General features: G+C 59.1%; 26 protein-coding genes and 1 pseudogene. 26 read left to right on the forward strand and 1 reads right to left on the reverse strand.

Annotated elements, in window-relative coordinates; translation table 11 throughout:
• Window positions 1–80 precede the first annotated feature (80 nt).
• From AZF01_RS22840 to AZF01_RS22885, 10 genes are all read left to right on the forward strand, one after another.
• Window positions 81–1,961: a cytochrome c peroxidase gene (locus AZF01_RS22840; RefSeq protein ID WP_200866635.1), complete on the forward strand. Its 1,881-nt coding sequence runs from the start codon at window positions 81–83 to the stop codon at window positions 1,959–1,961.
• Window positions 1,961–2,836: a phosphate/phosphite/phosphonate ABC transporter substrate-binding protein gene (locus AZF01_RS22845; RefSeq protein WP_024706456.1), complete on the forward strand. Its 876-nt coding sequence runs from the start codon at window positions 1,961–1,963 to the stop codon at window positions 2,834–2,836. The genes AZF01_RS22840 and AZF01_RS22845 overlap by 1 nt, the downstream gene beginning before the upstream one ends.
• Window positions 2,833–3,615: a phosphonate ABC transporter ATP-binding protein gene (locus AZF01_RS22850; protein WP_024706455.1), complete on the forward strand. Its 783-nt coding sequence runs from the start codon at window positions 2,833–2,835 to the stop codon at window positions 3,613–3,615. Before AZF01_RS22845 ends, AZF01_RS22850 begins: the two co-directional genes overlap by 4 nt.
• On the forward strand, window positions 3,615–4,373 hold the full coding sequence (gene phnE / locus AZF01_RS22855; RefSeq protein WP_024706454.1) for a phosphonate ABC transporter, permease protein PhnE: 759 nt from the start codon (window positions 3,615–3,617) through the stop codon (window positions 4,371–4,373). The genes AZF01_RS22850 and phnE overlap by 1 nt, the downstream gene beginning before the upstream one ends.
• 144 nt (window positions 4,374–4,517) lie before the next feature.
• Window positions 4,518–5,111, forward strand: a complete 594-nt coding sequence (locus tag AZF01_RS22860; RefSeq protein WP_024706453.1) for an SCO family protein — start codon at window positions 4,518–4,520, stop codon at window positions 5,109–5,111.
• A gap of 5 nt (window positions 5,112–5,116) precedes the next feature.
• The gene (locus tag AZF01_RS22865) at window positions 5,117–5,590 is read left to right on the forward strand and encodes a copper chaperone PCu(A)C (protein WP_024706452.1); all 474 of its coding nucleotides are present in this window, start codon (window positions 5,117–5,119) and stop codon (window positions 5,588–5,590) included.
• Window positions 5,587–6,195 (forward strand): SCO family protein, encoded by a 609-nt coding sequence (locus tag AZF01_RS22870; protein ID WP_024706451.1) that lies wholly within the window; start codon window positions 5,587–5,589, stop codon window positions 6,193–6,195. Before AZF01_RS22865 ends, AZF01_RS22870 begins: the two co-directional genes overlap by 4 nt.
• 449 nt (window positions 6,196–6,644) lie before the next feature.
• Window positions 6,645–7,610: an arsenic resistance protein gene (locus tag AZF01_RS22875; protein ID WP_024706450.1), complete on the forward strand. Its 966-nt coding sequence runs from the start codon at window positions 6,645–6,647 to the stop codon at window positions 7,608–7,610.
• Window positions 7,611–8,089: 479 nt separating this feature from the next.
• On the forward strand, window positions 8,090–9,154 hold the full coding sequence (locus AZF01_RS22880; RefSeq protein WP_051423965.1) for a transglutaminase-like cysteine peptidase: 1,065 nt from the start codon (window positions 8,090–8,092) through the stop codon (window positions 9,152–9,154).
• 859 nt (window positions 9,155–10,013) lie between these two features.
• On the forward strand, window positions 10,014–10,205 hold the full coding sequence (locus AZF01_RS22885; protein WP_024706448.1) for a hypothetical protein: 192 nt from the start codon (window positions 10,014–10,016) through the stop codon (window positions 10,203–10,205).
• Between the two features lie 253 nt (window positions 10,206–10,458).
• Here AZF01_RS22885 and AZF01_RS22890 read toward each other — a convergent pair whose 3' ends face one another.
• Window positions 10,459–11,049 (reverse strand): transglutaminase-like cysteine peptidase, encoded by a 591-nt coding sequence (locus AZF01_RS22890; RefSeq protein ID WP_024706447.1) that lies wholly within the window; start codon window positions 11,047–11,049, stop codon window positions 10,459–10,461.
• Between the two features lie 298 nt (window positions 11,050–11,347).
• Between AZF01_RS22890 and AZF01_RS22895 the strand changes: the two genes are divergently transcribed.
• The 16 genes and pseudogenes from AZF01_RS22895 to AZF01_RS23730 form a co-directional block, all read left to right on the forward strand.
• Window positions 11,348–11,686, forward strand: coding sequence for a hypothetical protein (locus AZF01_RS22895; protein ID WP_024706446.1), 339 nt, complete (start codon window positions 11,348–11,350; stop codon window positions 11,684–11,686).
• A 133-nt stretch (window positions 11,687–11,819) separates the two neighbouring features.
• Window positions 11,820–12,758 (forward strand): hypothetical protein, encoded by a 939-nt coding sequence (locus AZF01_RS22900; protein WP_200866632.1) that lies wholly within the window; start codon window positions 11,820–11,822, stop codon window positions 12,756–12,758.
• Window positions 12,759–12,769: 11 nt separating this feature from the next.
• Window positions 12,770–13,252 (forward strand): DUF411 domain-containing protein, encoded by a 483-nt coding sequence (locus tag AZF01_RS22905; protein ID WP_152534433.1) that lies wholly within the window; start codon window positions 12,770–12,772, stop codon window positions 13,250–13,252.
• A 4-nt stretch (window positions 13,253–13,256) separates the two neighbouring features.
• Window positions 13,257–13,388 (forward strand): hypothetical protein, encoded by a 132-nt coding sequence (locus AZF01_RS24670; protein ID WP_256389227.1) that lies wholly within the window; start codon window positions 13,257–13,259, stop codon window positions 13,386–13,388.
• On the forward strand, window positions 13,385–13,870 hold the full coding sequence (locus AZF01_RS22910; RefSeq protein ID WP_024706443.1) for a cytochrome c: 486 nt from the start codon (window positions 13,385–13,387) through the stop codon (window positions 13,868–13,870). The genes AZF01_RS24670 and AZF01_RS22910 overlap by 4 nt, the downstream gene beginning before the upstream one ends.
• A complete protein-coding gene (locus tag AZF01_RS22915; RefSeq protein WP_051423964.1) occupies window positions 13,867–14,469 on the forward strand; it encodes a DsbE family thiol:disulfide interchange protein in 603 nt (200 codons plus the stop codon). The genes AZF01_RS22910 and AZF01_RS22915 overlap by 4 nt, the downstream gene beginning before the upstream one ends.
• A 59-nt stretch (window positions 14,470–14,528) precedes the next feature.
• Window positions 14,529–15,077, forward strand: coding sequence for a TlpA disulfide reductase family protein (locus tag AZF01_RS22920; RefSeq protein WP_244435493.1), 549 nt, complete (start codon window positions 14,529–14,531; stop codon window positions 15,075–15,077).
• Between the two features lie 13 nt (window positions 15,078–15,090).
• Window positions 15,091–15,522, forward strand: a complete 432-nt coding sequence (locus tag AZF01_RS24195; RefSeq protein ID WP_024706442.1) for a hypothetical protein — start codon at window positions 15,091–15,093, stop codon at window positions 15,520–15,522.
• Entirely contained in the window at window positions 15,515–15,814 is a 300-nt protein-coding gene (locus AZF01_RS22930; protein WP_024706441.1) for a hypothetical protein, read from the forward strand. Before AZF01_RS24195 ends, AZF01_RS22930 begins: the two co-directional genes overlap by 8 nt.
• A 60-nt stretch (window positions 15,815–15,874) precedes the next feature.
• The gene (locus AZF01_RS22935; RefSeq protein ID WP_024706440.1) at window positions 15,875–16,516 is read left to right on the forward strand and encodes an SCO family protein; all 642 of its coding nucleotides are present in this window, start codon (window positions 15,875–15,877) and stop codon (window positions 16,514–16,516) included.
• Window positions 16,516–16,965, forward strand: coding sequence for a copper chaperone PCu(A)C (locus AZF01_RS22940; RefSeq protein WP_024706439.1), 450 nt, complete (start codon window positions 16,516–16,518; stop codon window positions 16,963–16,965). The genes AZF01_RS22935 and AZF01_RS22940 overlap by 1 nt, the downstream gene beginning before the upstream one ends.
• Window positions 16,962–17,588: a hypothetical protein gene (locus AZF01_RS22945; protein WP_024706438.1), complete on the forward strand. Its 627-nt coding sequence runs from the start codon at window positions 16,962–16,964 to the stop codon at window positions 17,586–17,588. Before AZF01_RS22940 ends, AZF01_RS22945 begins: the two co-directional genes overlap by 4 nt.
• A 17-nt stretch (window positions 17,589–17,605) precedes the next feature.
• Window positions 17,606–18,409, forward strand: a complete 804-nt coding sequence (locus AZF01_RS22950; protein ID WP_024706437.1) for a DsbA family protein — start codon at window positions 17,606–17,608, stop codon at window positions 18,407–18,409.
• A gap of 30 nt (window positions 18,410–18,439) precedes the next feature.
• Window positions 18,440–19,180, forward strand: coding sequence for a cytochrome c biogenesis CcdA family protein (locus AZF01_RS22955; RefSeq protein ID WP_024706436.1), 741 nt, complete (start codon window positions 18,440–18,442; stop codon window positions 19,178–19,180).
• Window positions 19,181–19,261: 81 nt separating this feature from the next.
• Window positions 19,262–19,459 carry a hypothetical protein gene (locus tag AZF01_RS22960; RefSeq protein ID WP_024706435.1) on the forward strand — a complete coding sequence of 66 codons (198 nt, stop codon included), beginning with the start codon at window positions 19,262–19,264 and terminating at the stop codon, window positions 19,457–19,459.
• Between the two features lie 40 nt (window positions 19,460–19,499).
• Window positions 19,500–19,613, forward strand: a pseudogene (locus tag AZF01_RS23730) (multicopper oxidase domain-containing protein); the annotation flags it as partial.
• Window positions 19,614–19,653 lie beyond the last annotated feature (40 nt).

The following is a 19,653-nucleotide window of genomic DNA, read 5'->3' on the forward strand; positions in this document are numbered from 1 at the left end:
CCGGATCGCTGCCCGATTGACAATATGTTGGTCAAGGATGTATAAGTTAGCCTTAGCTAAGAATCGGGATGGAGGCGCGTGTGCGTATCAAATTACTAGCTCTCGTCTTCGGCTTTGGGCTGGGGATCGGTCTGCTCGCCGGGCCGGCCATGGCGACCCCGGCCAGAGATACCCCTTGGCTACCCGAGGCTGCCGCCTACCGGCTGACCCTGTTTCTGGGCAATCTTACTCCCGTGCCTTGGGATGAATTGGGGCGCGCCTGGGAGGAGCCCTATCGCGGATCGGAATACACGCAAGGTGCGCTCGATTGGCTCGCGGGCCAAAGCTCCCTACCGACCGAGCCGCTGACAGCTGCCATCGCGCGCGAAGATCGGGCAGCGGTTTTCGAGGCCGCGACGCGTATTATCTCCGCCCGCATCGACGAAGAGCTTGACGCGGCGTTGGCGGCCGAGAGCCCCGCTGCAGCCCAGCAGGCGGTACGCACGGCCCGAGAGCTTTATCGCGCAATCGAGGATCATCTCGCCGCCGCCGACCCTGAAGCGGCCCGCGCGCTCGGACGGGCCTGGCTGGAGCTGTCCAGTGCCACCGGCTCCACCGGGGTGCTGGGTGCTGGAGCGACCGAACCCGATCTCAACGCAATGGCGACAGCGCGGGTGGTTGTTTCCGACTATCTCGCCGCGAACTACCGCGTCGCCGATTTTGCACCGCGCACAACCCTCACCGCCGTGCCGGAAACCATCGCCCTCAGCGGCCGTGCGGTAACGCTTCCCGCGACGCTGCCTCCGGGCTCTGACATCTTCGATCAGGATCCGTTGCCCCTGCTTGTACTGGGTTTCGAGGAGCAAGGCATAGATGAGACCGACCTGCCGCTCATCGCCTATGGCGACATGCTGTTCGACAGCCCCGAAATATTCAGCGGCCCGGCGCGTGAAATTGGCATCGCCTGCTCGACCTGCCACAACCGTTCGGATATCAACCAGCGTTTCTTCATTCCCGGCGCCAGCCATCAACCCGGAGCAGTGGATGTGGACGGTGCCTTCTTCAATCCGATGTTCAACGACCGCCGCGCCGACCCGATCGACATTCCCAGCCTGCGCGGCCTGCGGTTTACGGGTCCTTATGGCCGTGACGGCCGGTTTGCCAGCATTCGCGATTTCACCCGCAACGTGATCGTCAACGAATTCGCTGGGGCCGAGCCGACGCCCTTCATGCTGGACGCCCTCGTCGCGTACATGACCGAGTTCGACTTTCTGCCGAACGCGATGCTAACCGGCGACGGCCGCCTGACCGAGGCCGCGCCTGAGGCGGCACAGCGCGGCGCGGCGATCTTCAACCAGCCTTTTGACGGGCTGAACGGCAAATCATGCGCCAGTTGTCATGTGCCAGATGGCAATTTCCTGGACCGGCAGGCACATGACATAGGATCGGTCATCCCGGCCTATGAAGGGTCGCGCGGCGGGGCGCTGGACACGCCGACCCTGCTCGGGACCGTCTATACCGCGCCCTATTTCCACGACGGCTCGATGCCGACGCTGGCCGCCGTTGTCAACTGGTTCGACACGACCAAGAGCCTTGGCCTCAGCGAGTCCGAGCGCGCCGATCTCACCGCTTACCTTGAGACCGTTGGCGCGGCGGATGAACCTTATGAGGACTTCGACACCGAGAATACGCCATTCCGGTTGGCTTTTGCGGAGCTGACAACCTTTGCCTCCACCCTCGATACCCTTCTGCCGCGCCGGGACACTCAGCACATCCTGCTCCTGACTGATACCGTCGCCGCCGATCTTGCAGCGGATGCTGGCACCATGGCGAACCTTGTCGCACGCCCGGAGATCTACTCCCTCGCAGAACACCTGGCTGCAGTTGGCGCAGAAGTCCGCGCCGACAATTGGGCCGCCGCAGAGGCAAGCTGGGCCGCATTTCAGTCCGAGGCGCAAGCCATCGAAGAAAGGGCGTTCTGATGAACTCCATGCTCTCCCGCCGTCATATGCTGGCGCTGTGCTGTGCAAGTCTCGCGGCCCTCGCGGCACCGGTTCGCGCGCAGTCTGCCCCGTTGCGGTTGGCCTTTATTCCGCAGGAGAACCCTGAAAAGCTACTGGGCGACATCAAGGCCATCACCGGTTGGCTGTCACGAGAGATCGGCGTGCCGGTCGAAGGTTTCGTGACCATCGATCACGCCGCCGCCGTCGAGGCGCTGCGCAACGGCGATGCGGACATCTCCTTCATGGGAGCGCTGCCCTTTGTTCTGGCCGAGGCGCAAATCGGTGCGGTGCCGCTCTTATCCGAGATCTATCGCGACGCCCCCACCTACACCGGACGGGTCTTCGTGCGACGCGACAGCGGCATCACCACGCTGGCCGATTTGCGCGGACGCGATATCGCCTTTGCCGATCCAATTTCGGAGTCAGGCTATCTCTACCCGCTGGTTGAATTCGAGCGCGCGGGACTGATCGCGGGACCCGCAGAGTCGGAAGCGTTCTTCGGCAGAGTGTTCTTCGCGGGCGGATATCAGCAGGCGATGCAGGCAATGGCAGAGGGACTGGTCGATGCCGCGGGCGCCAGCCAGTATGCCGATCTCCTGCTCGCGCCAGGCCAACAGTCCCAAGTCACTTGGATCGCCGAGAGCGAGCCGATCCCTAGCCACTTGGTGATTGCCCGCCCGGGACTGGACGCCGAGGTGCAGGAAAATTTCGTGAACGCTATGCTGCGGCTGAACGAGCTCGAACATCGCGCCATGTTGCGGCATCTCTACGGCCCGGACGGCTATGTCCCGGCCGATGCGGTCGCTTTCGACGGTGTTCGGGCACTCGCCCGCCGCTACGGGCTTCTGCAATGACCGAGGCCCTCCGCATCGAGGAGCTATGTTTCTCCCATGTCACCTCGGGCCTGCCGACGCTGGATCAGGTGACGCTGTCTATCCCGCCGGGTGAAGCGCTCGCGCTGATCGGGCCTTCGGGGGCGGGCAAGACGACGCTCCTGACGCTGCTCGATGGTCGCCTGAGGGCTTGGCGCGGCCGCGTCTCGGTGCTGGGCGACGCGCTCGATGCGGACCGTGCGCCGCCGCGCGCGTGCCGGGCCGATACGGGGTTCATCTTTCAGGACTTCGCTCTTGTCGAACGCGCCAGCGTGCTGCGCAACGTGCTGAACGGCAGGCTGGGCCGCATGAGGCCGCTGCGTGCCCTGCTCGGGCGGCCGTCGAAAGACGATCTTGCGGTTGCGCGCGCGGCGCTGGCCGATTGCGGCATTGTCGACCTGGCTGAGCGACGGGTGGACAGTCTGAGCGGCGGACAACGGCAGCGAGTCGCAATCGCACGCTGCCTCTCGCAGGAGCCGCGCCTGATCCTTGCCGACGAACCGGTGAGCAACCTCGACCCCGCACGCGCAGCCGAGATCCTTTCGCTTCTAACCGAAGCCGCGCGTCGACGAGGCGCGACCACAGTCTTCTCCTCTCACCAGCCCGACCTTGCGCGGCGCTTCGCGCGGAGAATCGTGGGCATGCGCAACGGTCGGATCGTTTTCGACACTCCGACGGCAGAGCTCACCGAGGGCGCGACAGCCCGGCTCTATGATGATGCGAATGCTGCCGTACAGCCCCGCCTGAAGGCGGTGCCGTGATGGAAAGCCGGGGTTGGGGCGGCTTCGCGACGGGCGGGCTCGTCGCCGGGGCCGTGCTCTGGTCGCTCGCGACGACCGACGTCGAACTTTCCCGCCTCTTCTCCGCCGGGCCGCGCATCGGTGATTTCCTTGCGCGGATGTTTCCACCGGATCCGTCAGTGATGACCGAGATCATCAACGGCAGCGCCGAGACGCTGCGCATCGCCATCCTTGGAACACTCGGTGCTGTGCTCCTGTCGGGGCCGCTCGGCGTCTTTGCATCGGAAACCATGGCCCCGCCCGTCGTTCACCGTCCGGTGCGGACAGCTCTCGCGCTGATTCGCGCCATTCCGCTGATTCTCGTCGCCATGTTGATGGTTGGCGCAGTGGGCCTCGGCCCGCTTCCGGGCATCATCGCGGTTGCCATCCATGCAACGGGCATGCTGGCGAAGTTCTATGCTGAAGCAATTGATGGGGTTGCCCGCGGACCGATCGCCGCACTGGAAAGTGCGGGCGCCGGGCCGCTTGCACGCCTACGCTATGCAATCTGGCCGCAAATGGCTCCGGTGATCGCCCGTGATACAATCTTTCGTTTCGAGCTGAACCTACGAGAATCGCTTATCCTCGGCATCGTCGGAGCCGGTGGCATCGGCTTCTACATTCAGACCTATGTTCGCTCATTTCAATACGAAAAGGCTGCCAGTGTCACGCTGGCGGTCATCGCCATGGTTCTTGCTATCGAGGCGTTCAATGTTGCATTGCGTCGCCGCTTTTCATGATTATTTGCGTCCGGCCCGCTGCGACCCTCCCAGAAGTGATTAACCAGCGGAGCGCCTCCCGACCGAGCATGTTCAGATATTCCGCTTGAAGCTCATGTCACTAGAGGCTTTATACGACTAGCCGGAACGCGAGGAACGGCAAGGATGCGATTGAAGGTTCTGCAGAAGATGCTCTGGGCGGCGGTGGCCCTTGCTATTCCGGCTTACGGCGCGTTGCATCTTCTTGATGAGCGCGCGGAAACACCGGTGGCCGAAGTGTCTTTCCGGCCGACCTTTTCCCTGCTTGATGCTGAGGGAAGAGTGCGCATGCCCTCGGACTTTGCGGGGAAGCATCTTCTGGTCTTTTTCGGCTTCACCAATTGCCCGGACGTCTGCCCGACGACGCTTGCCGAAGTGGCGCAAGTGATGGAGGGTCTGGGAGATGACGCAGGAAAGGTACAGCCCCTCTTCATCTCTATCGACCCGACACGAGACCGCAGCCTGGAACTCGCGGAATATACTGCGGCCTTTCACCCTTCAATCCTCGGTCTGGCTGGCGACGAGGCGCAGACCCGCGCCGCAGCCCGCAGTTTCCGGATTTTCTATGAGCGCGAGGACAGTTCCGGCGCGCCGGATGGTTACACAATGGCACACAGCGCAGCACTATACCTGATCGGACCTGACGGAAACTGGCTGCGCCAATTCAGCTATGGCACGCCAGCAAGTGAAATCCTTAACGACCTCAGGCAAAGATTGTGAATACGATGAAATATCTTCTGACCGCTCTCCTTCTCAGCCTATCCGCCACCCCGGTACTGGCGTGTGAAACTGTTCAACTTAGCTCACTCGAAATCTCGGAAGCCTGGTCGCGGGCTTCGATCGGAATGGCCCGGCCCAGCGCCTTCTATGTCACCATCCGCAACACTGGCGTGAAAGACGATGTGCTTGCCGGCATCGCGACGCCGGTGTCCGGAAAGCCCATGCTGCACGAAACAGTGGTGAAGGATGGCGTGGCTTCGATGCCGCACGCTACGGCGATTCCCGTGCCAGCAGATTCCACCGTGCAATTGGAGCCAGGCGGCTATCACGGCATGCTGATGGGTCTTACACAGGTGCTGAAGGAAGGCGAGACGTTCCCGCTTACACTGACGTTCCGCGAGGCAGGCGACGTGACCGTTCCCGTGGCGATCCGGGGAATGGGTGCGAAAGATGCAGGCTGCGTGGACAAAAAAGATTGAGACGCCGTACGCTGCTCGTTGCCGGGGCGTCGGGCGTCGGCGCGCTGGCCTTTACGCTCGGTCTGGGGTGGTGGCAGAGCCGGGACAGCCTGCAAACGGGCTCCGCGCTGATACCATTGCGTATCGGCAAGATGTCCTTCACCCTGACGAACCATCATGGCGTGACGGTGAGTCCATCAGAGTGGATTGGCCGCCCGACAATAGTCTTTTTCGGCTTTACCTGGTGCCCCGATGTTTGCCCGACAACGCTGAGCGATATTTCGCTCTGGCTGCAAGATCTCGGCCCTGACGCCGACCGGATGAATATCTTTCTGGTCAGTGTCGACCCGGAGCGCGACACTCCACAGGTTCTTGCCGACTACCTGTCGAACTTCGATCCAAGAATCACCGGTCTGACGGGGTCACCTGCCGAGATCAAGCGCGCCGCGGACGAATTCCGCGCAACATTCGAGAAGGTGCCGAGGGAGGATGACTATACCATGGACCACACCGCCGGCGTGTTCCTGTTTCGGGCCGACGGGCGATTTGGCGGGATCATCGATTATCACGAGGATCGGCATGTGGCTCTGCTGAAGATCCAGAGGTTGTTGAAAGCGGCTAGCTGACCGGCTCTGTTGGCTTGGTGTTGTGGTCGCAAAACAAGCCGCCTTCACGACGAACTTCATGCGGTGCTCTTGAAGAGTTCCGACGTTGACCCGGCTTGCGGCGACAGGTTGCCTTTCGATCCTGTTGGACCCCACAAGCTCTGATGTTCAGCCTGCCGTTGGGAAATCGGATACTTCCTCACTCGTCGCTAAACTGTTGTGGGTGGAAGCACTTTCGCGACATCTGCAACCAATCAATGCGGCTGCGTTGCATGCCCCACCCCTGAGGAGACCTAAGCCCCCAATCACCTGTACGCTGGATGCGCTGACTTCAAGGCGCGCATGGCATAGATTGCGTCACTCACATCCCGTTCTTGGGTCTGACAAAAAGATGGCGCCACCGGGATAGCCATTCCCGTAATTCCATATAGACCTTCCCCGAAGCCAAAATGACAAACGAAAGAGTTCGATTGACCCTCCTGCGTGAAACCCTCGAAAACCGTCAGGTCCCCATCTATTTTGGCGCTGTCGTCCTCGGCATGATTGTGGCGGTAACTCTCAACGGAATGACGGCGCTGGAAATCGGCATCAACCCCGCGCTGGCATTCATGTTATTCGTGACGTTCCTCCAGGTCCCCCTAGCCGAGTTGCGAGTGGCCTTCTCGCGCTTTCGCTTTCTTGGCGTCCTGCTGCTGACCAATTTCGTTGTGGTTCCTGTTCTGGTGGGAGCCCTTGTTCAGTTTCTGCCGCCCGATCCGATGATAAGGCTAGGCGTGCTGTTGGTGCTTCTCGCGCCATGCATCGACTATGTCGTAACCTTCTCGCATCTCGGTCGTGCCGATGCCCGTCTCCTGCTAGCTGCGACGCCCGCGCTTCTGGTCATCCAGATGATGATGCTTCCCGTCTACCTGGGTTTTTTCCTTGGCCCTGAGGCTGGGTCTCTTGTGACAGCGGGGCCATTTGTTCACGCATTCGCCTGGTTGATTGCGGTCCCGCTTGTCTTCTCCGCTCTCGTCCAGTTTTGGGCCATCAAAAGTGCCGCGGGGGCACGTGTAGCCTCGGTTCTTGGGCTGCTCCCAGTTCCCGCGACAGCGTTTGTATTATTCGTTGTCGTGGCCGCTGTGGTGCCGCAACTCGGCCCCGCACTTGATGACACGTTACGGGTCGTCCCGATTTACGTGGCATATGCGGTTATTGCACCCTTGGCGGGATGGGGCATGAGCAGGCTGTTTTGCCTTGATGCGCCAGCCGGGCGGGCCCTCGCGTTCAGTGCCGCAACGCGTAATTCTCTCGTCGTCCTTCCGCTGGCATTCGCTGTTCCCGGCGCGGTCCCACTCCTTCCTGCGATCATTGTCACGCAGACATTGATCGAACTTATAAGCGAGTTGGCGTATGTCCGTCTGGCGCCAAAGCTCGGTTCCAAAATGGCTGCATGACGGATCCAGCGGCGGAGACCGCGATACGAAACAACGGCAACAATTCCGGCATGGCGCTGATGCAGCTGACTTGAGACGGAAGGGAGCATTTTGATCTCTGCGCATGTTACTCTACCCGAGGACTGCGCGTTTACCGCTCAGCCGTGCCTTCATGAACCTATCTTCGACGAGATTGAGGAAATATCTTCGGGACAAAGCATGCGAACGCAGGATGCGATACCTGCAAGCTGATCCTGACGACATGACAGCATGAAAAGTCGCAGATTGAGAGATTAAAATCAGCCGCAACCGCGCGGCGATCCAGCGATCAATCAAGATGCTCCGCAGAAGCGGAAATGCCCAACCACGAACGATGGAGTCTCGCAATGAAATTGGATAAATTTTTAGAGAAATAAGTATAAAATCGTTAAGCATGCCCATTTGCGGGATATTATACTCTGCATTGTAGTCTTCTCCTCAACGAAGGGGAGAATAATCAGATGCAAGATAAATATAAAGCGAAATCATATTCCAAAGTATCTGCATTCGCACTCGTGTTGCTCTGCGCTTCATTCGCACAGGCTTGTGCTTACGAAACACTCGAAACAAATCCTGAAGTTCTTATAAGCTCCAGTGCCGCCGCTCCCCTCTTGCAGAACCGGAATGTCGCCCGGGGTTCAGCTTGGCTGACCACGGAATACCTCACCACGACCCTTGCCCTGACCCAAGCTGGCCTCGCTCCCCTTGATCTTGATGTCGATCCTGACTTTGACCTTGCTTCCACCAACGACCTCGCACTACCATCGGCGCTCACAAAACTTGCCGATAAGGGCCTGGCGGAAAATCCGGCTCTCAATGAAAAGATGATCGACCAGGCCCAGGTCATCACCGCCTCGATTCCTGCGATGGCGGCCCCCGCTGGGGTGTCGATCAGCCAGACCATTCGTCAGGAAGCGCCTTTGTTCGGTGCCTACAGGATCCGCTTCGGCAAGATCAAGAGTGGTGCCCGCATATCCGGCCTGATCAAGAAGGCTGTCGCTTCCGGCGCACCCGACGACATTTGCACCGAAAAGTGCGCAGACCTTGCCGATCAACTTGCGTTGAGCGGATCAACTGTCAGCGAGCAACTCCGCCACGTCTCAGCATCAGTCAACAGAATTGTCGCCTACAAGGCAGACGACCAGAACCATGAACGGGTGGACTACTGGTCGACGCCCGGTGAAATTCTGGATCGCAGCAGTGGCGATTGCGAAGACTACGCCATCCTGAAAATGGCTTTGCTGGCCCGCCTCGATGTTCCTATGAGCGCCATGGAAATAGTCGTGCTCAAGGATACCAGCCGTAATCTATTTCACGCCGTTCTGTCTGTTGCATTTGAGAATCGTAGCCTGATCCTCGACAACGTGACCGATGCTGTTGAAGCTGACACGGCGAAGGAAAGCTATGAGCCTCTGTTTTCGATTTCTGGCACCGCAAACTACGTATTCGGCTACAAGGGTGGCAAGTCCAACCTTACGGCCTCACTCAAGGAGCTCGGAGCAATTGCGCCAGGTGCAGGCTTCTGAGCGCATAAGCCTGGCACAATTCTCCAATCGAACTTGCATTTCCGGATGAAGCGGAATTTCGGTCCGCTCAAGCCGCGCCACGTTCTTCGCTTCGAGAATGATTTTTGATGTGTTCTTGACGCGCCGGACGTGGCCCGAGGACAAGATGCGTATGGTGTGCTCGAAACCTATCGACTACAGCGCCGCACATCCAATCGGATGCGCGGCGCTGTAACTCTTTGAATCAATGCATGTCGCGTTCAAATGAATCCATTTGAACGCGACATGCATTAGATATATAATTCCTGGCAAATTCACCAGCCACTCCTCTTTGGCACCATGAAGGGCTCGTTTTCCTGGCGCGTATAAGCCGGCTCACCAAAATTGGGCTCGGGGCTGGTTTAGCACCAAGAAGGGGCCATGCGATTTTGGGGGCCGGTGGGTCGGTCCTGGCTATTGAAACTGATGAGGTGCAAAACTACGTACCAGCAAGGATTTTCGAGCTCGCTATGCTGACGAAGGAGGTCTCGCTCGAATGCGAAAACGGTCCTTACCTTTGCCAAACGCGATTGGGACGTGGTGAATTGCCGCCCGTATTAGAGACGGGCATTTCCGTGCTCCGCTCCCGCTTGGGACTTTGCGCTCGGCCTAGAACATTGGCCAGGCCGTCGTGCGATCAGCCAAGACTGGAGACATATGCCAATCCAAGGCCCCGGCTCGCTCAGGACGTCTTTCTCCGCACCGAGTTCCATCCACCCGAGCTGGGAACCAGCTTCTCTTGGAAGCGCGCCGCAGTCTTTTGGGTCAGCGTGCCTTCCAGTGACGAGCAGCTTCGTGTATCCGATCTCGACAAATCGTCAAGATCAGGTAATGGACAAAAATGACCGACACTTCTCTGCGACTTTCGATCGAAGAATCGCACACGTTGGCGCGACAGCGCAAGCGCCGGAACATTTATCTGCTATTGGCGTTGTGCTGCTTCGCAGTAACCGTGTTTGGCGTGAGCATCACTCACCTGCAGTTGGAAACCCAGATGGATCCGTTGCCTTCACAGCCAATCACCGACAAGTGATTGGCTGTGTGCCGATGGTGCATCCATAATTTGGGGATGGATCACATCGGACTTTCTCACCTGCTGGCACGTATCGGCCTTTTCAGCGCGACGACCCTGGCGGCCTATTCGGGCTTTGCAGTCCTGTTTGGCCTTTTTTGTCTTGTCGGAGGCCATAACATGATGGAAGCATTGTACGGAGGGTTCGCGAGCTTTTTGCTAGCTCTTGTTGTAGGCGCTGGAGGTGTTTGGATATCGACCTCCAGCCCACGATTCAACCAGAGACGAGACTGACCCATGTGTTGGGGTCATGTTGCGATTGGCGCTTGAGGAAATAGAGTTCTGTTTCTTTCCAGAGCAGAACCCGAGGTTCAACGTTGTCCAGAACGAAATCCCCCCGATCGGTGATAACGGTCAGGACCGCATGTCCGCCTCCATTTGCATCCCGTCCAACCGTCATTGATAGTGCACCCAAGGGTATGCCCCGTTGATTTAGGCGTTTGCGCTTTTCAAGTGCGTAATCTTCGCAATCGCCAACATTTTTGGGATATTCCCACCGCTCTTCAACCCCGAATATTTCGTTGTCGGTCAGAGGTGCAACGGACGTATTCACATCATCATTGGTTTGAATGATGTCGCTCCAAAGTTCGCGTGTCAATTCGACGATCTGGCCATCTGCGGGGCGGTCACAGCGATCGGCGTAGCGCTGGCAATAGTCATAATAGCCGATAGGTATTGTCGTTCTGCCGAACGTCACCATATTCGCAACGCTAGTTGGCTGCGTCTGGTTGAGATGGAGTGCATTGGCGCCGGCGGCGCCGCATGACAAGGCGAGCGCAAGCGCCGCAATAACTGACTTTCCCATGTTGAACCTTTCCCCAAAGTTGATGGAAAGACACTACGAGGAACAGATAAAAACTGGGAAAAATCAAAGACTTGGATTTATCTCAAATGCGATTCAAATGCTGCTTTAGCAACACACGATTTAGAAACAATTGGATTGCTGAACTTTAGTAGCTCAGTGCGAAATCACACGCCCATCGGCTTGGAAAATCGGATAGGACCGGACACCAGTTCCACAATTGATGCGTTCCTGAACCCTTACAAGCGGTGCGACAAAACGTGTATGGACAGGTCACCAAGTTTTAGCTATTCGATATGAGATGAAAAGGTATGCCCGCATTCTAACGATCCTCATGCTCGCCGTTTTCGCGGCGGGTTCGGTCGCGCATACCGCGAATGCAGCCAGCATGAATATGACGATGGCCCTTACCGCCGTCGAAAACGGCGATATGGGCAGCTGCAAAGATTGCCCTGTCGGCGGCGGTGACATGCAGCCGTGCGATTATTTCTGCGTTTCTCCCCTGTCGGCCATCCTGCCATCGGGCGAGGCCGGCCTGCCTGAGGCGGTGACGACCACCGAAGTAGCGGTTTATCGAAGCATGGCCGGACGCACCGGACTGCCGAACCCTTACCCTCCGAGATCCTCCACCCTGAGCTGACGCTGCCCGGAATCCGTTTCGGCTAGCTGCGGCTGACTTCATGCGCGATCAATCTGATCGTTCATGGTCCTACTCAGCATCGCGGGGTTCGCGCGCTGCGGGTTTGAGTTCCCCTCAGGATAGTTGGAATATCATGACATTGTTTCTACCGACGCCAACGCGTCGAGCCTTTATCACGTCCGCTATGGCTTTCGGGGCCAGTGCAGTGCTCTCGGTTTCGGTAAACCGGACAGCTCGTGCTGCGCCCGGCGAAACACCCTCCGCAATAGCCTTCGATGGCAATGCGCTCATCGTCGGAGGTGCTGGGCTTACCCGCCGCGACGATGGCGGAGTGTCCACACCGCTGCCCGGTCCGAAGGGCGGCAGCATTCTTTCGCTTGCGACACACAACGACCGTGCCGGTCGGATTGCGGCGGGGCTGTCCAATGGGGGCGTTGCGCTATCCGAAGACGGCGGGCAGAGCTGGGAGGCGAGAAGCCAGGGTTTACCCGAGGCTCCAGTAGTTGCTGTCGCAGCGGCTGCTTCAAACCCCGAAACCCTGTATGTTTCCGTTCATGGCGACGGTCTATGGAAAAGCGAAGATGCTGGCCGGTCTTGGGTCTTCGCGATGGACCGGCCTTGGCTGGCAGATGCCGAACGCGACTTGACTGCATTGGCCTCGGTCGATCTGGCCACGGGCATGGGCGGCATCTGGTTATACGCTGGAACCGGATTGGGTCTCACCCGCGTGCCCGACTGTTTCTGCCGTTGGCAGGACGTGCAGCCAGGCGATGCGATGGACGCATTGGTATCCGGGGCAGCGCCTGCGCCGGAGGCACCGTTGCCCACCGGAGAACCGATCCACGCTTTGGTGAGCGCAGCGTCGGTTCCGATGAGGCTCTATGCCGCCCTACCTTCCGGTGTGTGGGCTTCCGCGGACGCGGGGGTCGTCTGGGCGCGACGCTCGTCTTTCCGCACTGATGCGGTCGCCGTCCATCCCAACAATGCCGATCAAGTCGTTGCCCTCACCGAGGACGGTCTCATCCAAACTCGCGATGGCGGTCTGTCCTGGACCCCGCTCGCTAACAATTAATGGAGAACAACATGAAAAAGATCTTTGTTGCCGCAACCGTTACCGCCTTGGCTGTCATTGGTAGTGTGGCGTTTACGGCGTTGACCTCGGCTCAAGCTCCCCAAGACGCAAGTGCCAGCGTTGCTGGTGCCAAGGCGATCACAATCTGGCGCGACCCCGGCTGTGGATGTTGCGATACCTATGCCGACTATCTGGAGACCAACGGCTTTTCTGTGACGCGCGTCGATGATCGCGATTTCGACAAGCGCTCGGTTGAAATGGGCGTTCCCGAGCGAGGTATCGGGTGTCACCTGGCCGAGATTGACGGCTATGTCGTAAGCGGGCTCGTGCCTGTCGAGATTATCGAACGGCTGGTCAGCGAGCGTCCAGATGTCACCGGCATCACGTTGCCCGGAATGCCGGGGAATGCTCCCGGCATGGCACCGGCAAAGACAGGCACGCTAAAGACCTACGCCTTCGGCAAGGACGGCGTCGCCGTTTACTCCGATGAGTGATGGCATGAACGGTATGATGGATGGCTCCATGATGGGCTTTATGATGTTCGGAGGTGGTCTGTTCAGCCTTCTGATCCTGGCTGTTCTGGTCCTCGGCATTTTCGCGTTGGTGAAGTTTCTGCGGGGGCGGCAATGAGGCGGATGATGCTTCTCCTTTCCGCTGTCGCCTTTTCGGGTCTGGCAGCTATCGCCGCGCAGGGGCAATCGCAAAGTACCGGTACACAAGCCGAAGACCTGACTGTGCTGGGTTATCCTGTGACAGACGAGCAGATCACCCTCGGAAGGCAAGTTTATGCGCAAAACTGCGCCTCCTGCCATGGCGCCGAGCTCCAGGGTCAGCCGAACTGGAGGCGCAGGCTGGAGAACGGCCGCATGCCGGCGCCGCCCCATGACGAGAGCGGCCACACCTGGCATCACTCGGACCAGGACCTGTTCGACATCACCAAGTTCGGCGTCGGCGGTGTCGTTGCGGGCTATGAGAGCGACATGCCCGCGTTCGAGGACATCCTGAGCAACGAGGAGATCGCAGCGGTACTCGCATTCATCAAGAGTACCTGGCCCGAGCGCCAGCGGGAATCACAGGCTCGAGTGACGGCCAAAGCCGGTGGTGGGTTATGACTATGGACAGGGAACAGTCGTTCGCCAAAACGGGACGAAGCGTTTTGGCCTTCCTGCCGCTTACTGTCGCTGCGGTGCTTGCCATCTTTCTGGCCTGGGGCTTGACCCAAGACCCTGGCAGTCTTCCGTCCGCGCTCATCGGCAAGGTGGTGCCGGAATTTGACCTGCCGCCGGTTCAGGGACGATCGCTCGGGCTGTCGAGCGATGATCTCAAAGGAGAGGTATCGCTGGTCAATGTCTTTGCTTCCTGGTGCGTTGCCTGCCGCGAAGAGCACCCTCTGTTCATGCAGCTTGCAGCGCAAGGCACCGTGCCGCTGCACGGCCTCAACTACAAGGATCAGCCGGACGATGCGGCGCAATGGCTGGACAGCTTGGGCGACCCCTACACGCGCACCGGAGCCGACATCAGTGGGAAGGTGGCGATCGATTGGGGCGTCTATGGCGTACCCGAAACCTTTGTGGTCGATGCGGACGGGCTCATCGTCTACAAGCATATCGGACCGGTGAACGAAGAGGTGCTCGCGAAAACCATCCTGCCGCTGGTGGAATCATTGCGCCAGCAGACCGCGGACCAGAAGATGCGGGGCGCTGGTTCATGACGGCTCTATTGCACGCAAAACGCACAATCTTAATCGCACTTGCGGCAGGGGGCCTCGTGGTGGTCGCGCTCGCAGTCACCGCCGCAATGATTTACATCGACGGCGATAAGGGCTCCCACCCCGTTGGCGACAGACCAGGCACAATACTATTGCCCCAGCCCTTCGTCATGCACGAAACGCCTCGGCCGCTTCCCGTGGTCACGTTCGAGGACGGGGCAGGTCAGGCTCTCACGCTGGCCTCATTCAAAGGCAAAACCGTTCTGCTCAACATCTGGGCGACCTGGTGCGTGCCCTGCCGCGAGGAAATGCCAACGCTTGATGCGCTTCAGGCAAAACTCGGCGGCCCCGGTTTCGAGGTTGTGCCTCTTTCTGTCGACCGGGCCGGGCCGGAGGTAGTCCGCAAATTCTATGCCGAGATCGGTATCCGGAATCTCGGCCTCTATATCGATGCATCGATGCGGGCTTCGTTCGACCTTGCGGCTGTCGGCCTACCTACGACGCTCCTGATCGACGGTGAGGGGCGGGAACTGGGACGGCTCGTCGGCCCGGCAGAATGGGACGCGCCCGAGATGATCGATTTTCTCAGAACACATCAGACCTCGAACTGAAAAGGAAGCCTTCATGGATAAGTCGCGACAATACAGCACCGAGGACGGTTCGTTTGGCCGCGATGTTCTCTACGCGCTTCGCTACTACCTCAGCGGCCGTCGCGGATACCTCATACTTGCGGCGGTCCTGATTGCTGGCGGTCTCGCGTTTAATTGGAGTTGGCTAGCCGCGGCAGGCATAGCGCCGCTGCTCCTCACAGCACTGCCGTGTGTCGCCATGTGCGCGCTCGGACTCTGCATGAACAAGGTTACCGGCGGTTCCTGCAAGTCAAACCAGGCCGGAAACCCTGCTGCCGCAGACGGTGAACCTTCATTACCGGGCGGAGCCCAAAATGACCTCTTGTCGGACGAAACCGTGCAACACGCACAATCCGTCAGTGTGGCGGTTTCGTCACGGCATTCCCTATCCCTAACCAAGCAGAAAAGGAACACGACCGATGATTAAACCTATCAAGTCTCTCACTATGGCTGCCGTTTTGATGATCAACATCGCCGCAGTCCCGACCCTTCAAGCCGCTGAGCACAAAACTCCAAGCAACCAGGGCTCCATGATGGAAGAGGGCAGCATGGGGAACAACAAAGATATGATGAATCAGGACGGAATGTCCGGCATGGGCGGAATGGACGGCATGATGGGCATGATGAAAATGATGGCCCAGATGGCGCCGATGATGGAGCAGTGCACCAAGTTGATGGCCAGCATGACAGACAACATGAAATCGTCGACAGACCAATAGGAGGCTGAGATCCCCCCGCCCGGACATTTGGTCCGGGCGGGGGGGCTGCGAGAAACAGACATGACATCAGGCAAAACAACACATCTCAGACGAATTCGCTACGGCCTGTGGTTCCTGGTGACCATTGCCGCGTTGGTGATCGGTGGTGCCTATTTCGTCCGGACGATCGGCGTCCGCGAGCCGCCGTCGGTCACCACCGGCGAGGCCGCAATTCGCTCCGAGTTTTCGTTGATCGACCACAACGGAAATCGCGTGACCGAGGCCGACTTCCTCGGGCGCTGGCAACTCGTGTTCTTCGGATTCACCTATTGCCCCGACGTCTGCCCGACCACGCTCGCCTACATGGCGAATGTGCTGGATCGGTTTGGCGGCGAGGTCGAGCGGGTCGCACCGATCTTCATCACCGTCGACCCGTCGCGCGATACGCCGGAGGTGATGGCGGAATATGTCCAGGCCTTCCACCCGAAGCTGGTTGGACTGACCGGATCCGAAGCCGCGGTCGCCGCAGCTGCCCAATCCTTCCGCGTCTACTACGAGAAGATGGAAGAGGAAACAGCGCCGGACGGATATCTGATGGCGCACTCCGGGCACATCTACCTGATGACACCCGAAGGCCGCTTTGAGGATGTCTTCCGCGAAGGCGAACAGTTCGCGGAAGAGATGGCCGTCGAGGTCCTTGCAAGAATGAATGGAAAATATTGATGAAAATACTGATTGCAATAGCGGTGGCGGTCTGGGCGGGCGCATCGCCGGCACTCGCAGAGGAGAGTGTCCGCGTTTCCGATGCGTGGGCGCGCGCGACCATCCTCGCGTCCCGGCCCGGCGCTGCCTATCTCACGATCGAAAGCGCCTCGGAAGACCGGCTTGTAGGCGTGACGACGCCGGTCGCAGGCCACGTCATGATCCACGCGATCGAAAAGGACGGCGACATAAGCCGCATGAAACACATCGAAACGCTTGAATTGCCATCGGGTGAGCGGTTCACGCTCGCGCCCGGCGGCATGCACCTGATGCTGATGGGACTGCAAGACAAACTCAGCGAGGGCACGACATTCCCTATGACGCTCAGCTTCGAGAACGCCGGAGAGATCACCGTTGAGGTTTCCGTGCTCGGAATAGCGGCCGAGGGGCCACAGGAGGTTGCTGAATGAAGCGCTTCCTGATCCTGGCCTTCCTGCTGGTTGCACAGCCGGCATTCGCAAATCATCCCGGTGAGCGCATCGATGAGGTGATGACTGAACAGGAGTTGGCCTTCGAGGTGATGGATCGTCCTTCCACGCCCGATCTGGATGTCGAAGAACCAGGCGGCAATGTCCTGCGCCTCGGCGATCTCCATGATCAGATCATCGTGCTGAGCTTTGTTCCGCAGAACTGTGACAGTCCATGCGCCAAACAACAGGCCGTTCTTGCGAGCGTGCAGGAACAGGTGAATGCTTCGCCGATGAAGCAAATGGTCACGTTTGTAACCGTCCTTGACGCAGATGCCTCGACCCAGGCTCCGTCGGACCAGGCGAACTGGCGGCGCGTGATCCCATCGGACGACGAGACAACCGCCAGTCTGGCGGATCGATTTGCGGCGTTCAGCGGCCGCGACCAGGAGTTGCCGATGGCGCATGTCATCGACCGCAACGGACGGAATGCCGGTATTTTCCATGGATCCGATTTCAGCAAAACAAATCTGACCCTCTACATCAACCAGCTCATCAACAACGCGCATGCGCCAAAGCCGCCTACCGAAAAGGGGTGGTGGGAATGGCTGACAGGCCTGTTCTGAACAGCGGGAGAAGGAAGTTGACGCAATTTTCGAAATTCACGGGGCGCCGCTTCGGCTTTCTCCTGCTGCCCCTGCTGCTGATCATCGCGGCAGGCACCTGGTATCTGATCGATCCAGGGTTCAGGGCCGGCCAGCAGCCCACTATCGCGTCGGAGAACCTGCCGCAGGACGCGTTCGAGCGGCGCGTGCGCGACTATCTTGTAGCCAACCCAGAGGTCATCGTCGAGGCCATGCAGAACCTCGAACGGAAGCAACGGGAGGCGGAACAGACGGAAGCTCAGGCAGCCCTTGCCACGCACCGTGACGAACTGTTCAAAAGTCCCGAAAGCCCAGTTGGCGGCAATCCGCAAGGCGATGTGACGTTGGTCGAATTCTTCGATTACAATTGCCCCTATTGCCGCCAGGTTGCGCCAACGATGATGGCGGCGGAAGCAGACGATCCGAAACTGCGCATCGTCTACAAGGAGTTTCCCATTCTGGGGCCGAATTCCGTGTTCGCGGCAAGGGCAGCGCTCGCGGCCCGCCAGCAGAACCTCTACCCCGAATTCCATAAAGCAATGATGCAGGTGTCAGGAGCTGCCGACGAGGGACGAGTGATGGAGGTTGCTGGGCAAATCGGCCTGGATGTCGAGCGGCTGCGAAACGATATGGCCGATCCCGCTGTCGACGCTGAAATCGCGCGCAACCTTGCGCTCGCCCAAGTTCTGCGGATCAACGGTACGCCGGGCTTTGTTATCGGTGAGGAAATATTGCGCGGCGCCACCGACCTGCAAACCATGCAAACGCTGATCGCGCGTGCCCGGAAAAGCGGTGACCAGTGAGCTCGGAAGAAGACTTGAAGGGCCGTCCGAATGCCTGAACTCTCCAATATTGGTATCCTGAGCGCCTTCGTTGCCGGCATCGTCTCATTCCTGTCGCCTTGCGTACTGCCATTGGTGCCGGGGTATGTTTCCTATGTCGCCGGCCGGTCGACGATTACATCACCCTCAGGTGAGGTTTCTGTTGCGCGAAGCGCAGCGCTCGGTTTCAGCCTCTGCTTCGTGCTCGGCTTCACAACCGTCTTTGTCATCCTTGGTGCCAGCGCTACAGCGTTGGGGCAATTGCTGCTTCGCTACCGCTTCGAGATGAACATCGTCGGAGGCGGGATTGTTACGTTGTTCGGATTGTTCATGCTCGGAACCATTCGACCCACGTGGATGATGCGCGAGGCACGGTTTCACCTTGATCTGCCCGGCGGCAAGGCCGTATCGTCCTATGTGCTGGGCCTGGCATTCGCTTTCGGCTGGACCCCCTGCATCGGTCCGATCCTCGGTGCCATCTTGACCGTTGGCGCGGCATCAGCCTCGGTCGCCGACGGCGTCGCACTATTAGCGATCTACTCGCTGGGCCTCGGTGTGCCGTTCCTGCTTGCCGCCGTTTTCACCGGCGCCTTGGCAGCAAGATTGAAGACCTTCGGACGCCTCGGGCGTATTCTGCGGACATTCGCCGGAGCGGTTATGATCTTGATGGGAGTCGCCATGATGACAGGATATCTGTCCGCTTTCGCCTTCTGGCTTTTGGAGACGTTCCCGTTGCTGTCTACAATCGGCTAGGCCAACGGCCCGTTGAGGAAATTGTGATTTGACATTCCTGTCGCTGAAAGGCGCAGGCTTGACTTTTATAGGGAGGTAGCTGTGATCTCGAAAACCGAAATCCTGGAGCGGGATATCCTGCGCGTGTTCAGGTATGCCTGCCGGCAAGATCGGCTTGACATCGCCGAATTCATGCTCGCGGCACTGGAAAAGATGGATGGTGAGTATGCGAGGTCTACTGTGAGTAACCGTCCACTGATCGATTCCTATCGCGATCTGATCGAGCCCCGCGACTCTTGAAAGCCGTAAATTCTACGGGCAGGCGCAATCGCCCACCACTGACCAGACGACCGAGATCGCTTTCGTGGCCGACAGTTCCGGCAAATGGCTGTTCCATTGCCACATGCTTGAACATGCGGCAGCCGGAATGAACACCTGGTTTGAGGTGGTCTGATGGGCAAGCGAACTGATGACCGTGGAACCAGACGAATTCT

The organism is Martelella sp. AD-3, assembly GCF_001578105.1.
In the GTDB taxonomy this organism is placed as follows: domain Bacteria; phylum Pseudomonadota; class Alphaproteobacteria; order Rhizobiales; family Rhizobiaceae; genus Martelella.

What these genes read in the sequence shown, in the direction of transcription:
- AZF01_RS22900 (WP_200866632.1), top strand. Translation starts at nt 11,820, where the DNA reads ATGACATTGTTTCTACCGACGCCAACGCGTCGAGCCTTTATCACGTCC.
- AZF01_RS22880 (WP_051423965.1), top strand. Translation starts at nt 8,090, where the DNA reads ATGCAAGATAAATATAAAGCGAAATCATATTCCAAAGTATCTGCATTC.
- AZF01_RS22895 (WP_024706446.1), top strand. Translation starts at nt 11,348, where the DNA reads ATGAAAAGGTATGCCCGCATTCTAACGATCCTCATGCTCGCCGTTTTC.
- AZF01_RS22935 (WP_024706440.1), top strand. Translation starts at nt 15,875, where the DNA reads ATGACATCAGGCAAAACAACACATCTCAGACGAATTCGCTACGGCCTG.
- AZF01_RS24670 (WP_256389227.1), top strand. Translation starts at nt 13,257, where the DNA reads ATGAACGGTATGATGGATGGCTCCATGATGGGCTTTATGATGTTCGGA.
- AZF01_RS22850 (WP_024706455.1), top strand. Translation starts at nt 2,833, where the DNA reads ATGACCGAGGCCCTCCGCATCGAGGAGCTATGTTTCTCCCATGTCACC.
- AZF01_RS22905 (WP_152534433.1), top strand. Translation starts at nt 12,770, where the DNA reads ATGAAAAAGATCTTTGTTGCCGCAACCGTTACCGCCTTGGCTGTCATT.
- AZF01_RS22885 (WP_024706448.1), top strand. Translation starts at nt 10,014, where the DNA reads ATGACCGACACTTCTCTGCGACTTTCGATCGAAGAATCGCACACGTTG.
- phnE (WP_024706454.1), top strand. Translation starts at nt 3,615, where the DNA reads ATGGAAAGCCGGGGTTGGGGCGGCTTCGCGACGGGCGGGCTCGTCGCC.
- AZF01_RS22915 (WP_051423964.1), top strand. Translation starts at nt 13,867, where the DNA reads ATGACTATGGACAGGGAACAGTCGTTCGCCAAAACGGGACGAAGCGTT.
- AZF01_RS22890 (WP_024706447.1), bottom strand. Translation starts at nt 11,049, where the DNA reads ATGGGAAAGTCAGTTATTGCGGCGCTTGCGCTCGCCTTGTCATGCGGC.
- AZF01_RS24195 (WP_024706442.1), top strand. Translation starts at nt 15,091, where the DNA reads ATGGATAAGTCGCGACAATACAGCACCGAGGACGGTTCGTTTGGCCGC.
- AZF01_RS22955 (WP_024706436.1), top strand. Translation starts at nt 18,440, where the DNA reads ATGCCTGAACTCTCCAATATTGGTATCCTGAGCGCCTTCGTTGCCGGC.
- AZF01_RS22845 (WP_024706456.1), top strand. Translation starts at nt 1,961, where the DNA reads ATGAACTCCATGCTCTCCCGCCGTCATATGCTGGCGCTGTGCTGTGCA.
- AZF01_RS22930 (WP_024706441.1), top strand. Translation starts at nt 15,515, where the DNA reads ATGATTAAACCTATCAAGTCTCTCACTATGGCTGCCGTTTTGATGATC.
- AZF01_RS22910 (WP_024706443.1), top strand. Translation starts at nt 13,385, where the DNA reads ATGAGGCGGATGATGCTTCTCCTTTCCGCTGTCGCCTTTTCGGGTCTG.
- AZF01_RS22945 (WP_024706438.1), top strand. Translation starts at nt 16,962, where the DNA reads ATGAAGCGCTTCCTGATCCTGGCCTTCCTGCTGGTTGCACAGCCGGCA.
- AZF01_RS22860 (WP_024706453.1), top strand. Translation starts at nt 4,518, where the DNA reads ATGCGATTGAAGGTTCTGCAGAAGATGCTCTGGGCGGCGGTGGCCCTT.
- AZF01_RS22940 (WP_024706439.1), top strand. Translation starts at nt 16,516, where the DNA reads ATGAAAATACTGATTGCAATAGCGGTGGCGGTCTGGGCGGGCGCATCG.
- AZF01_RS22865 (WP_024706452.1), top strand. Translation starts at nt 5,117, where the DNA reads ATGAAATATCTTCTGACCGCTCTCCTTCTCAGCCTATCCGCCACCCCG.